Source organism: Microseira wollei NIES-4236 (genome assembly GCF_020521235.1).
In the GTDB taxonomy this organism is placed as follows: domain Bacteria; phylum Cyanobacteriota; class Cyanobacteriia; order Cyanobacteriales; family Aerosakkonemataceae; genus Microseira; species Microseira wollei.
This window is the reverse complement of the sequence record NZ_BLAY01000118.1, coordinates 19,270-32,940: the sequence shown is the minus strand read 5'-3', so window position 1 is coordinate 32,940 and position 13,671 is coordinate 19,270. Positions and strand designations below refer to the sequence as shown.

10 protein-coding genes and 1 pseudogene are annotated in these 13,671 nt (G+C 47.8%); 6 read left to right on the top strand and 5 right to left on the bottom strand.

Features of this window, described 5'->3' with window-relative positions; genetic code table 11:
- From MiSe_RS31575 to sppA, 4 genes and pseudogenes are all read right to left on the bottom strand, one after another.
- Positions 1-199, bottom strand: a pseudogene (locus MiSe_RS31575) (hypothetical protein); the annotation flags it as partial.
- Positions 200-840: 641 nt separating this feature from the next.
- Positions 841-2,727: an ATP-dependent zinc metalloprotease FtsH2 gene (gene ftsH2 / locus MiSe_RS31570; RefSeq protein WP_226587565.1), complete on the bottom strand. Its 1,887-nt coding sequence runs from the start codon at positions 2,725-2,727 to the stop codon at positions 841-843.
- Between the two features lie 408 nt (positions 2,728-3,135).
- Positions 3,136-3,564, bottom strand: coding sequence for a chorismate mutase (gene aroH, locus MiSe_RS31565; RefSeq protein ID WP_373872913.1), 429 nt, complete (start codon positions 3,562-3,564; stop codon positions 3,136-3,138).
- A gap of 73 nt (positions 3,565-3,637) precedes the next feature.
- Positions 3,638-4,459, bottom strand: coding sequence for a signal peptide peptidase SppA (gene sppA / locus MiSe_RS31560; protein WP_226587572.1), 822 nt, complete (start codon positions 4,457-4,459; stop codon positions 3,638-3,640).
- Between the two features lie 511 nt (positions 4,460-4,970).
- Here sppA and MiSe_RS31555 point away from each other — a divergent pair.
- The 3 genes from MiSe_RS31555 (at position 4,971) to MiSe_RS31545 (ending at position 8,526) form a co-directional block, all read left to right on the top strand.
- Positions 4,971-6,002: a DMT family transporter gene (locus tag MiSe_RS31555; protein WP_373872915.1), complete on the top strand. Its 1,032-nt coding sequence runs from the start codon at positions 4,971-4,973 to the stop codon at positions 6,000-6,002.
- Positions 6,003-6,245: 243 nt separating this feature from the next.
- Positions 6,246-7,385 carry a HEAT repeat domain-containing protein gene (locus MiSe_RS31550; protein ID WP_226587563.1) on the top strand — a complete coding sequence of 380 codons (1,140 nt, stop codon included), beginning with the start codon at positions 6,246-6,248 and terminating at the stop codon, positions 7,383-7,385.
- A gap of 82 nt (positions 7,386-7,467) precedes the next feature.
- Positions 7,468-8,526 carry a glycosyltransferase family 4 protein gene (locus MiSe_RS31545; protein WP_226587562.1) on the top strand — a complete coding sequence of 353 codons (1,059 nt, stop codon included), beginning with the start codon at positions 7,468-7,470 and terminating at the stop codon, positions 8,524-8,526.
- 137 nt (positions 8,527-8,663) lie between these two features.
- Here the strand turns inward: MiSe_RS31545 and MiSe_RS31540 are convergent, their stop codons facing one another.
- On the bottom strand, positions 8,664-9,212 hold the full coding sequence (locus tag MiSe_RS31540; RefSeq protein WP_226587561.1) for a hypothetical protein: 549 nt from the start codon (positions 9,210-9,212) through the stop codon (positions 8,664-8,666).
- Between the two features lie 119 nt (positions 9,213-9,331).
- Between MiSe_RS31540 and MiSe_RS31535 the strand changes: the two genes are divergently transcribed.
- From MiSe_RS31535 to MiSe_RS52240, 3 genes are all read left to right on the top strand, one after another.
- On the top strand, positions 9,332-10,273 hold the full coding sequence (locus MiSe_RS31535) for a S66 peptidase family protein (protein ID WP_226587560.1): 942 nt from the start codon (positions 9,332-9,334) through the stop codon (positions 10,271-10,273).
- Between the two features lie 313 nt (positions 10,274-10,586).
- Positions 10,587-11,651 (top strand): uroporphyrinogen decarboxylase, encoded by a 1,065-nt coding sequence (hemE, locus tag MiSe_RS31530; protein WP_226587559.1) that lies wholly within the window; start codon positions 10,587-10,589, stop codon positions 11,649-11,651.
- An 84-nt stretch (positions 11,652-11,735) separates the two neighbouring features.
- The gene (locus MiSe_RS52240; RefSeq protein WP_307731574.1) at positions 11,736-13,637 is read left to right on the top strand and encodes an NAD-dependent epimerase/dehydratase family protein; all 1,902 of its coding nucleotides are present in this window, start codon (positions 11,736-11,738) and stop codon (positions 13,635-13,637) included.
- Positions 13,638-13,671: the final 34 nt, after the last annotated feature.

Below are 13,671 nucleotides of genomic sequence, written 5' to 3'. Positions count from 1 at the left end.
GAGGGGAACTGCCTAGAGTGAGAGCGCCCCCATCGTAAATAGCTATGTTCCCGCCATAATTAAGTCCTGGTGAGTTGGACTGATCGACTAACCAGACTTCAAAAGGAGAGGCAGCGATCGCTGGCATCCCACATCCTACACCGAGCAGGATTGAGACGATAGATAGAGAGTATGGACCCAGTGCCTTTAATTTCATCATATTTCAGAATTTGCCATCAGGACTTTCCAGGTATTTCTTTAATAAAAAGATTATCTAACCCTGTCACCAATGACAAGTATTTCTGTGTAATATTCATCAAAAATAGGACTTACGGGCCACGAGGTCATAAACCGGGTTTCTTCGTAGAAACCCGGTTTCTTTGCGTAAGTCCTGAAAAAAAGTCAAACAGCGCGAAACATTTATTTATAGGCTGTATGAGCCAGGGTTCCTCTTCCTAAAAACCATTCCTTAACGCTATATTCAAAATCAATCAAATTAAATCTACCTAAACATATAAATTTAATAGCAATCTTATCTATCTAAATATATAAATAATTATACCTTTAGATATAAAAAATAGAGTTTAGATTGCTAGATTGTGCCGTCGCTAGGGTAGGAGAGCCTACAGGATACAGCAGATTGCTTTTCGAGTCAGGACAGCCAAAAGGCTTCGTTTGTGTAGCGGCAGTCTTAAGGCTGCCGCTACACAAACTTTCGCTGTAACTCATCCGCCTGCAATCCGCTATAAATCCAAAGAACAGGTCGGCACTCAGAAGACACAAAAAAAAGGGATGATATTCACCATCCCTATCTATTAGCTGATATTAGATTTCAGAATCTCTGCAATCCACAATCTGAAATTACAGTTGAGGAACGTACTGTTCTTTCTCCGGAACGACAGTATACTCAGCCACAATTTGCCGGAATTCTTCACCGTCAATTGTTTCTTTTTCCACCAACAGATCTACCAAACGATCGATAACAGTGCGATGATCGCGGATAATTTGCTTGGCTTGTTTGTAGCAGTCGTCTGTAATCGTTTTCACTTGGGCATCAATGCGGGCGGCAATTTCTTCCGAGTACTCGGCGCGGGTCATAAAGTCGCGACCCAAAAATACTTCGCCCGTTTGACTTTCTAAAGACAATGGTCCCAAATCGGACATGCCGAAGCGGGTGACCATTTGTCGCGCCAAACCGGATACTTGTTGCAAGTCGCCACCAGCACCAGTGGTTACTTCCGCATCGCCGAAGATAATTTCTTCAGCAGCGCGACCGCCCAAAGCGCCGGTAATGCGCGCTAGCAACTGGGCGCGAGAAATTAAACCTTGGTCTTCATTCGGTGTAAACCAAGTCAAACCCCGCGCTTGTCCCCGTGGAATTAACGTTACCTTTTGGACTGGGTCGTGGTGTTTCAGCAGCGTGCCGACGATCGCATGTCCGATTTCATGATAACCAATTAGCCGCTTGCTCTTGCTATCCACCAGGGGCGTACCTTCCATCCCGGCGACGACCCGGTCAACAGCATCGTTAATTTCCGCCATCGTAATGGCATCTTTGCGGCGACGGGCGGTTAAAATCGCGGCTTCGTTGAGCAAGTTCGCCAAATCTGCGCCTGTAAAACCAGGGGTGCGACGGGCGATACCTTCTAACGATACTTCCGGCGCTAGTTTTTTGTTCCGCGCGTGGACGTTGAGAACTTCCAGACGTCCCTTAATATCGGGAGCATCGACTAAAATTTGACGGTCGAAGCGTCCGGGACGCAACAAGGCAGCATCTAATACATCGGGGCGGTTGGTAGCGGCGATGATAATAATGCCGGTATTGCCTTCAAACCCGTCCATTTCTGTTAATAACTGGTTGAGGGTTTGCTCGCGTTCGTCGTTACCGCCGCCTATTCCTGCGCCGCGCTGACGACCTACCGCATCAATTTCATCGATGAATACCAAGCAGGGGGCGTTTTCTTTGGCTTTTTTGAATAAGTCGCGCACGCGGGAAGCGCCCACACCGACGAACATTTCGACAAATTCGCTACCCGAAATACTGAAGAAAGGAACACCTGCTTCACCAGCGATCGCTTTAGCGAGTAAAGTTTTACCAGTTCCCGGAGGACCAATTAACAATACGCCTTTGGGAATGCGCGCACCCACAGCGCTGAATTTCTCCGGTTGTTTGAGGAAAGTGACGATTTCTTGCAATTCTTCTTTGGCTTCTTCAATCCCCGCCACATCGTCAAATTTAACGCCGGTTTTCGCTTCCATTTGAAAGCGGGCGCGAGATTTGCCAAAACTCATCGCTTGTCCGGGACCGCCGGGAATGTTGTTAGAGCGACGGAACAGGAAAAACAACCCAGCAATTAGCAAAATGGGGAATACCAGATTCCCCAATAACCCCCAAATAGCGCCGTCATTGCGGACTGGGTGGACATCAAAACTAATTTTGTTATCGCGCAGTTTAGCAATTAGTTCCGGCGCGGCGGCGGGTAAGTCCACGCGCAACCGTTGGGGTTGGTTGTCTAGTTCCGGGTCTATCGCCTCGACAATTGCCGTCCGACCGCTATCGTACAGATCGACACCGATGACTCTACCCGCATCCAGGTATTCTAAAAAGCGCCCGTAGGTCATGCGAGTGCTTGCAGCGTTCCTGCCCATATCTGCGGGGGCGGGGGCAAATGCACCTTGCCAGAGGAAAAATCCTATCACCAAGGCAGGCAACGTCCACAGCAGGACAACTTTCCAGGACAATTTCATATGGTTGCCTCTAAATTCAGATCCAACTAATTTTTTGATGGTTAATGTAATGCTTCGCGCCAACCAAGCGGCAAAGCAATCGGTACACCATGAAAATTAGAACCGATAACAAATCTTAACTAAATTTAACTTAATTCGCAGACATAAGACAACTGAGGGGGCTTTTTGAGCGGGTGAGCGGGTGAGCGGGTGAGCGGGTGAGTAGGTGAGCGGGTGAGTAGGTGAGCGGGTGAGTAGGTGAGCGGGTGAGCGGGTGAGCGGGTGAGCGGGTGAGTAGGTGAGCGGGTGAGTAGGTGAGCGGGTGAGCGGGTGAGCGGGTGAGAATATACATTCAAATTCCCCTGGGCCCACCTGCCCCTGGGCCCACCTGCACCTGGGCCCACCTGCCCCTGGGCCCACCTGCCCCAATCAGCTACCAGCGACAGGTGCAATGGTATGACTGCGATCGCTCAATATACTCCAGTCGGGTCTGAGGTTTTTGGCTTGGCGCAGGTAGGGATGGTAGATTACCGCGTTAGGTTTGGGGACGTTAACGTGGATCAGACAGCGAATGCAGCGATCTAAACTGCCCTCGACGTGCATCTGTTGGACATCTAACAGTGCCACGTTATCCCAGTGGGGACGTTCGCGCGCGATCGCTGCTGGATAAATAGCATCCAGATCGCGGGTGGCAGAAAAAATTGCACTAATAATATCGTTGGGGTCTAAATGATTCCCCTGTTCTAATTGCTCTAGCAGTTCCATCACTGCTTCTCGAATTGCTTCAACCGAATTTTCTGATACAGTTGTTGCCCCGCGAATTGCGCGAACTTGCCACTCCACGCTAAAATCCTCCATGTCTTGTTATCGTTAATTGCTAATTGGTAATTGGTAATTGGCTGTTTGGACAGGACAAATGACTCGTGACCGTTTAAGGTCGATACAGCCACAAAGGTAAACCATTCGTAGACAGCTCGAATTCTAACCAATTGATCCCCGCTACCAAACCCGAAGTTGCTTGAGCTTTCTCAGACAGGAAGCGGTTGATCACTGGTTTGCGTTCTTCAAAGTTATAACACCTGGTTTTTTCCGGGTCGAGTCCCACCAGTTCTGCTGCCCAACGTCGGGCATCTTCTTCGGTGCCGAGCCGGTCTACAATACCCAGCTGTAATGCTTGTTCTCCTGTAAAAATACGCCCATCCGCGAAACTCCTCACGGTTTCTACCCCCAAGTTGCGCGAACAGGCTACGGTTTGGACAAACTGGGAATAGCTGATATCGATCAATTCTTGCAGTATATTTTTTTCCGCATCAGTCAGTTCTCGGTCAAATGCCAGTATATCTTTATACGGTCCTGATTTAATTGTTTTAAAAGAAACACCGATTTTATCCAGCAGGCGTTCCAAGTTATTGCCGCGTAGAATTACACCGATACTCCCAGTAATCGTACCTGGGTTCGCCATGATATGTTGGGCGCCCATGCCGATGTAAACGCCGCCAGATGCCGAGATATTGCCGAAGCTGGCGACGATCTTGACCTTTTGTTGCAGGCGCTTCAAGGCGCTGTAGATTTCTTGAGAATCTCCTACGGTGCCACCAGGGCTATCGATCCGCAGCAGTAAGGCAGGAAAACGTTTTTCCTCAATGGTTTTGAGAGCTTCGAGGACTCGTTTGCGGGTGGCGGATGCGATCGCGCCGGTAATTTCAATCCGAGCAATTTGTTTGCGAAATCTAGGCTTAAAAGGCCACATGATAGGCAGTCAAAGTAATAGGGAGAGGGAGAGGGAGACAAGGGAGACAAGGGAGACAAGGGATATGAAGCAGAGCGAACGTAATTCTTCCCCATCTTCAAGAGTCTTCCCCATCACCCATGTTCCAACCAGAGTCCAGCAATTCTAGTTTGCCTTATTCCCTCACCAGTAGAACTGGCTCGCTCGGTTATCTTAAGCCCTAAGTCTTGCCTTCTGGCCAAACTCTACCTCATTTAACAGATATTTCTCTATGTGTCGGATTCTTAACAGAAATTCACGATACTCTACAATAAGATGCAATACAAGCGAGTCCAAGCTCTGAAAGTCTTGGAGCTATTTCATGCACTGGATACTAATTCGATTTCACATTTCCAGCATCTTCAGGTTGACGGCCACAGCGGAATCAGAAGCGAATAATATTACCATAGCAGGGCGAGAAAGTCAAAGAAATGAATCTAAATTTCTTGGATCTTTCCTGCTGTTAATTGCGCCATTTTTCTTGTGGGGGACGGCAATGGTGGCGATGAAAGGGGTAATTCCCCATACGACACCGCTGTTTATGGCTGGGGTGCGCTTAGTGCCAGCGGGGGTGTTAGTGTTGTTGTTCGCGGCAATGACGGGAAGACGGCAACCCAATAGCTGGTTAGCATGGCTGTGGATCGGCTTGTTTGCTTTAGTCGATGGGGCATTGTTTCAAGGGTTTTTAGCAGCAGGATTGGTTCGCACCGATGCGGGTTTGGGATCGGTGATGATTGACTCCCAACCCCTGGCGGTGGCGTTATTATCTTTGTGGTTATTTGGGGAACGGATCGGACTCTTTGGTTGGCTGGGACTCGGTTTGGGGGTGTTGGGGATTAGTTTGATTGGGTTGCCAAAGCAGTGGATTTTTGAGTGGCTGCACCAAATTGGGGCATCGGGACTGGGTATTGCCAACGATTCCCCATCTTTAGTCAACTTAGAACCGGCAACGCTCGCGACCCATTATGGACAATGGTTGATGCTAGTGGCAGCACTGGCGATGGCGGTGGGAACGGCGATCGCGCGTCACCTTTGTCGCTATGCCGATCCAGTGGTGGCTACGGGATGGCATATGATTTTGGGTGGGTTGCCGTTATTCGCGCTTTCGGCTGCAACTGAAAGCCAGCAGTGGGTGAATATCGATCTATCGGGTTGGATGGCGTTGAGCTACTCGACGGTATTTGGCAGCGCCATCGCATATGGTTTATTCTTCTACTTCGCATCCAGTGGCAGTTTGACGAGTTTGAGTTCGCTTACCTTCCTGACGCCAGTATTCGCCCTGTTGTTTGGCAACCTGTTTTTGTCGGAAATGCTCAATTCACTCGAGTGGAGCGGCGTCGGCTTAACCTTGGTAAGTATATACCTAGTGAATCAGCGGGATATACTGGCAAATCGCCTCCAACCCAAGCCAAGCGTTGGCAAGATGCCTCAACCCCTGGAAGAACCTACTAGCCAATTAGATTCGTCTGTCTTGCGAGGGCGGGAGGTGCCAGTGCCAGTAGAATATAAATCAGAACTTTGGCGCTAGGAGCAATTTTTGACGATAGGGCGATTTGCTACGGGAAGCTCTTGCGATCGCCTGCTTGCTACTGCCAAATCGGATGCGGCTTACGGATAAGATGAAATATCTACTCACAGTGAAATTTGTAAATTTACTGTAAACTGCAAAGCGTATTTTCATAGTTTCTGGGTAGATGCCAGTTTAGGATTGAACTAGCCCCAATCTACCCAGCGGATAGTTTGGCTACCTCTTTTAGCCGTGAGTTGGTTTATGATGCCCCCACGCTTTGTTTTGTTTCTAATAACTTGTATCACTTGCCTCGGCTTTGCCCCCAGTTCAGTCGGCACAACGGCGACGCAAGAGCGTGAGGCACCCCAACGCAACCCAGGCGTTGAGAGAACCAATAACAATTTATTTTCAGCGTCGCCAGTGCCGTTGGTAGTAGCCCAGGCTATCCCGAAGCCTTTCCCAAATCCAACGGATACGCTACCAAGCCTTGAGGGGCCAAAACCTGCCCCCAAACAAACTCCGGCTTTCGAGTTTTTAAGTAACAAATGGTCCTTGGCGTGGATCGGTGCGGCGGTGGTGTTTTTTGCCATCGCTGGGGGACTATACTACTTGCAGCGACGTTACGATAACCAACCCGAGCCAAAACAGCAAAAACCGCTACCAGATTCAGCCTCCCCCGATGTACTAGATATCGATGAGTTTGAGGCCAACTTTGGCAGCGATGAAATAGAATCGGGCAAGAACGGCTACAATACCCCAATTTCCCCTTTACCAGAACACTATTTAGGAGCATCAAAGTCAAATGATGCTAACAACGGCAGCAATCCCTTTACTGCCTTGCCGGAACAACCCGATCCAGAAAATTCCCAGCCACAATCTCACCCAGAACAATCAGCCCCACAATCGCAGGAAGAGAATCTGCCAGTACAAGAAACAACTCGCATCACCAGAGTTAATATAGTCGATCAATTAATCCGAGATCTGCACAATCCCGATCCCAGAAAGCGGCGTAAAGCGATCTGGGAACTGGCACAGCGGGGAGATTCGCGAGCCATGCAGCCTTTGTTAGATTTATTGATGGATGCAGATTCCCAGCAACGCAGTTTAATCTTAGAAGCACTGTCCCAAATTGGCACTCGCACCCTGAAACCGATGAACCGGGCTTTAGCTGTTTCGCTGCAAGATGATAATGCAGAGGTGCGGAAGAATGCGATCCGCGATCTAACCCGAATGTACGAATCATTGGGTCAACTTAGCCAACTCCTACGCCACGCTGTAGAAGATCCGGATAAAGAAGTGCAAGAAACTGCCCGTTGGGCTTTAACTCAGTTAAGCCGAATTCGCACTTTATCAGGCATGGAAAATCGGTCTAGTTCCAGGAATCCACCCAACGAATTTTAGATTTAAGATTTAAGATTTTAGATTTGAAATCTGCAATTTGCCAGATAAAATAAATCGGCAATTCTTCAATCTGCAATCTGAAATGTCTAAACTGTTATTCATCTCTACTCCCGTTGGCCCGCTGGGAACCGGGTTGGGGGGCGGTGTAGAATTAACCGTGAAAAATATTGCCCAAGAAATGCTCCGGCGCGGTCATACTCTGCAAATTGTCGCGCCTTTTGGCTCGGTTTTGGGAACGCTACCCATTGTTCAAATTGCGGGAAAATATCAGTTAAATGCTCAAAATCAAGGGCGCGATGCTCCGATTATTCTGCCAGGAAATCCCGCACTGGCGAATCTGTGGGATTACGCATGGGAAGTACAGAACGATTGGGATTTAATTGTTAATTTTGCTTACGATTGGTTGCCTTTTTACCTAACACCGTTTTTTCAGCGTCGGGTTGCTCATTTAGTCAGTATGGGTTCCCTCTCCGACGAGATGGATCGAATTATCGGACGGGTGGCGATGCAGTTTCCCGGTACTATTGGCGTTCACAGTCTGGCGCAGGCGGCGACGTTTCCTTTTGCCCAATCTTGTCGCTGTTTGGGTAATGGCATCGATCTCTCGCTGTACGATTTCTGCGAGGAACCACAATCAAGTTTGGCATGGGTGGGGCGAATTTCCCCAGAAAAGGGTCTAGAAGACGCTGTAGCCGTTGCCAATCGCGCGGGGTTGCGTTTAAAGGTTATGGGTGCGATGCACGATGAAGCTTATTGGAAGCAGGTTTGGGAGGCTTTTCCTTCAGCGCCAATCGATTATTTGGGGTTTCTTTCTACGGATGAGTTGCAGCAGCAATTGCGCCAGTGTCGGGCGCTTTTAATGACGCCGCGTTGGGTGGAAGCGTTTGGCAATGTAGCGATTGAAGCGCTCGCTTGTGGCGTTCCGGTGATATCATATCGTCGGGGTGGGCCGACAGAAATTGTCCGGGATGGGGAGACGGGTTTTTTGGTCGAACCTGATAGCGTGGATGGGTTAATCGAGGCAATGGGGAAATTAGATACCATTAACCGCAAGGATTGTCGTGCCTTAGCTGAGATGGAGTATTCTTTGGAGGCGTTGGGCGATCGCTTCGAGGCATGGTTTCAAGATATTGTAGGTTAGGCAGGCAGGATGCCTACCCCACAAGAACAGGACTGATGCAAAGAAACCGGGTTTCTCTGAAAAAGCGTAGGCAGGCAGGATGCCCACCCCACAAGAGACTTAATTTTCTTGTGGGGTGGGCATTCTGCCCGCCCTATTCAAATTTCTTCTAATTCCTTCAGACGATTTTTGAGAGCCTCAAATTTATCGATCAACTGCAATACTATTATGGCAATATCGGGTCTAACTTCGGGTTGAGCCGTTTGAGCGATTTGTGCCTGCGCCCATTCTTTTAAATATTGCACCATAATTTGTTCGGGGGTAAAATAAGTCATATCGGTAACATTTTTGAAATTTTGACGCATCCGCGCTAGCACTTCTTGATTTTCAGTTTGGACTTCATAACCCACGTTATCGGCGGCGCGGATTGAGATCCAAGGTTGATTTTTTCCTTCAAAATAGCCGGAAAATAGACCATCAAGCAATAAGGTTAAATTCGTAGCTAACCGCAGCAAGTCTGTACCGCTTACTCTTGTTTTAGCATCCGCTAGCTGTTGCAATTCATCCGCCGAACTACCGGAACAATCTAACTCAGAAATATCCCATTGGGAACTTGAGGCGAGGGGTTGGATTAATTGCAAAATATTGGATAGGTTAACGTCTAAAGAGTTATCGTCTGTTTGAGCGGTGATAATGATGCAATGCATGGGGTTTCTTTTGAGGATAAACAATTTGTTGGGATAAGAGGCAGGTTTATTTAGATTGTGGGTGCGAATCATGTATTATCGGTGAAACCCGACCCTACATATATTTGGGTAATCTCAAGATGAATTTGTGCCAAATACCACCACCATTACAACCAGGAGATTTACTGCGAGTCGTTGCGCCTTGCGGTGCGATGCGCGAATTTGAGGCATTTTACCAAGGGGTGGAGATTTGGCGTCGTCGTGGCTATCAAGTAGAAATTAGCACCAGTATCGACAAGCGTTGGGGCTATCTTGCAGGTACGGATGAAATTCGTCGCCACGAGCTTTTAGAATCATGGATTGACCCAAATGTCAAGGGAATTCTCTGTGCCAGAGGCGGTTACGGCAGCGCCCGGTTATTGGAAAATTGGAGATGGGGAGATGGGGAGAAGCGGAGAGAAGAAAGATTTGATGTGCAATTACAAATGACCAATAACCAATTACCCAAATGGTTAATTGGTTTTTCTGATGTGACGGGATTGCTTTGGAGTCTTTACCAAACGGGAATTTCCGGCGTACATGGTCCATTAATGACTACAATTGCAGATGAGCCAGATTGGTCGTTGCAACGCTTATTTAATTGGGTAGAAAAACACGAGTTAGAAGCTTTAAAAGGAATTGGGTGGGGTGGGGGAAAGGTCAGCGGTATTTTATTACCTGCTAATTTTACAGTGGCGACGCATTTACTCGGAACGCCGATACAACCTGGGTTAGATAATGTTATTCTCGCCTGGGAAGATGTGACGGAAGCGCCTTATCGGATTGACCGAATGCTGACACAATGGCGGTTATGCGGGGCGTTTAAAAAAGTGCGGGGTATTGCATTGGGGCGTTTTAGTCGCTGCTTCCCTGTGGCGGGGATACCTAGTTTTAGTGTAGAGGAAGTATTGCGCGATCGCTTATCCGACCTTTCCCTCCCCATTATCTCGGATCTGCCCTTCGGACACGATGGCGTCAACGCCGCCTTACCTGTAGGAATTATGGCGCATCTAGACGCAGACGAAGGGATTTTAAGCTTTTGAGTGGTAATGGGTAATGGGTAATTGCTAATTGCTAATTGCTAATTGCTAATTGCTAATTGCTAATTGCTTAGGACTTACGCAAAGAAACTTTGGTGATCCGAAAAATCGTTGGTTTGGTTGCGAGAGATCAAGGTCGAAACCGGGTTTCTGGCAACGCCCTTGCGTAAGTCCTGTTGCTAATTGGTTGGTTTTGTGATATGTAAACCCTTAAAGTCTAGTACCCGTGACCCGCGACCAATTACTCATTACCCGGCTTCGCGTTGAGTGGTAAGCTAGCAAATGCACTTAAAATCTGACTAGGGTAGAAGTAGATATGGCTCTTTCAAGCCAAATACCTTTATTATTGCGTGCCGCAAGGGGTGAAGCGTTAGACCGTCCTCCAGTTTGGATGATGCGCCAAGCGGGACGGTATATGAAAGCATACCGAGATTTAAGAGAAAAGTATCCTTCGTTTCGCGAACGATCGGAAATTCCCGAAGTGGCGATTGAAGTTTCCTTGCAACCTTGGAGAGCTTTCCAACCAGATGGCGTAATCTTATTTTCCGATATTGTGACGCCGTTGCCCGGATTGGGCATCGACATGGACATTGCGGAAGGGAAAGGTCCGATAATTCACTCTCCGATTCGCACATCTGAACAAGTCGAGAACCTGCGTCAGTTAAACCCAGAAGAATCTCTGCCGTTTATTAAAACAATTTTGCAGGGATTGCGCGCCGAAGTGGGCAATAAATCCACGGTTTTGGGTTTTGTGGGTGCGCCTTGGACTTTAGCAGCTTACGCCGTGGAAGGGAAAGGTTCCAAAACCTACTCGGTGATTAAACACATGGCATTTTCCGACCCAACGGTTTTGCACCAATTATTGGGTAAACTGGCAGATGCGATCGCCACCTACGTCCGCTACCAAATTGACTGCGGCGCCCAAGTCGTACAAATGTTTGATTCTTGGGCAGGACAATTAAGTCCCCAAGATTACGATACCTTTGCGCTACCCTATCAAAAACGGGTGTTCGATCAAGTCAAGCAAACCCATCCGGATACGCCGTTAATTATATTAGTCAGCGGCAGCGCTGGCGTGCTAGAAAGAATGCCCAAATGCGGCGCCGATATCGTTACGGTAGACTGGGCAGTAGATATGGCAGAAGCAAGGGAAAGATTGGGCAAACATGTCAAAGTCCAAGGAAATATCGACCCAGGCGTATTGTTTGGTTCCAAGGAATTTATCAGAGAACGCATTCTCGATACAATTCGCAAAGCTGGCAACCGAGGTCATATTCTAAACCTGGGACATGGGATTCTACCCACCACCCCAGAAGAAAACGCCGCCTTCTTCTTTGAAACCGCTAAGCAAGCAGATCAATTACTTGCCGTACACGCATAAAAATTTGAGATGGCAGATTGCAGATTTTAGATTGATTCAGCAATAAACCCATCCAAAATCTCAAGAAAAAGTCAGAGGTGAACGGTGAAACCAGACGAGTTGCCAGAGGATATAAATAACCCAAAACCCCAGGAAAGTGGAGGATTCACTCCTCCTATACCATCAAGTTTGTCTGATTCACCGCCAATCTCTGACAAGTCTGAGGAGTTGATAATTCCTCAAGATGCTGCGACTCCAGAAAAAGTTACCATTATTGAATCTCAAATAGAAACGGGAAGAGAAAGGGAATCTTTCCCGCCCGCCGCGCCAGCAACAATACCGGAAATTACTAACCCCGAAACAGAGATTGCCATCGCCGAAACAGTGGCGAAGAGTCAATCGGAAATCGAAACGGGAAGAGAAAGGGAATCTTTCCCGCCCGCCGCACCAGAACAAAATCCACCCGCGATCGCCAACCGCGAAACAGAGATTGTCGTCGCCGAAACAGTGGCGAAGAGTCAATCGGAAATAGAAACGGGAAGAGAAAGGGAATCTTTCCCGCCCGCCGCGCCAGCAACAATACCGGAAATTACTAACCCCGAAACAGAGATTGCCATCGCCGAAACAGTGGCGAAGAGTCAATCGGAAATAGAAACGGGAAGAGAAAGGGAATCTTTCCCGCCCGCCGCACCAGAACAAAATCCACCCGCGATCGCCAACCGCGAAACAGAGATTGTCGTCGCCGAAACAGTGGCGATGATGGCATCTGAAATAGAAACGGGAAGAGAAAGGGAATCTTTCCCACCCGCGATCGCCAACCGCGAAACAGAGATTGTCGTCGCCGAAACAGTGGCGATGATGGCATCTGAAATCGAAACGGGAAGAGAAAGGGAATCTTTCCCACCCGCGGCACCAGAACAAAATCCACCCGCGATCGCCAACCGCGAAACAGATATTTTCCTTACAAGTCAAGGAGAAAAGGAAAATCTGCCCGCAGAAGTAGATGCACCCATGCGGATTTTCATTACGGGTGCGAGTGGGTGCATCGGTCACTACATCGTAGAAACTCTGATTGAAAAAACAGACTACGAACTGTTTCTATTAGTAAGGAATCCAAATCAACTCAAATTTGATTATAATGCCCGTCCCGGTATTCATATTGTCGAAGGTGATATGCGCGAAATCAAGCGCTTTGGGCAGCTGCTGAAGACGATGAATTGTGCCGTTTTGGCGGCGGCAGCTTGGGGAGGAAAGGAAGCAATTGATGTAAATACGTTCAAAACTATCCAACTGCTGAAGTTACTCAACCCAAAAGTTTGTCAGCATATCATTTATTTTTCCACCGCCAGCGTCTTAAATCGCCAAAATCAATTGCTTAAAGAAGCTGGACAAGCGGGGACAGATTATATTCGTTCCAAATACGACTTCTTGCGTCAAGTAAACCGCGTCCCGATTGCTAAGCGCATGACTACGGTATTTCCAACTTTAGTTTTAGGAGGCGATGAAAAACATCCATATTCCCATATTTCCGGCGGATTACCAGACTTAATGAAAGAAACAGAAATAATTCGCTTTTTAGACAAACCGCTGTTGAAAGTAAAACCAATAGATTTGATTCGGTTTTTCCAAGCAGAGGGGAGTTTTCACTTTATCCACGCACGAGATATTGCCCAAGTGGTAAGATATCTCATAGACTATCCCCCAGAATCGCAAGATTCCCGCTGGTTGGTGTTGGGAAATGAACCCGTGACGATTAACGAAGTAATCGAGGAAGCTTGCGCCTATTTGAACAAACCAATTACCCATCGCTTTAACCTGTCTCCTTGGTTAGCAGATATGTTTATCCGTTTGTTCCGGATTGAAATGAGTGCTTGGGATCGGTTCAGCTTAGACTATCGGCATTTTACTTACCAGAATCCGGTCAATCCGTCAACATTCGGAATGCCTGTTTACTGTCCTAATATTATTGATGTGCTAAAACTGAGCGGAATCAATGGTAGACGCTAAAATAATTTTGGCTAATGGCTAATGGCTAATGGCT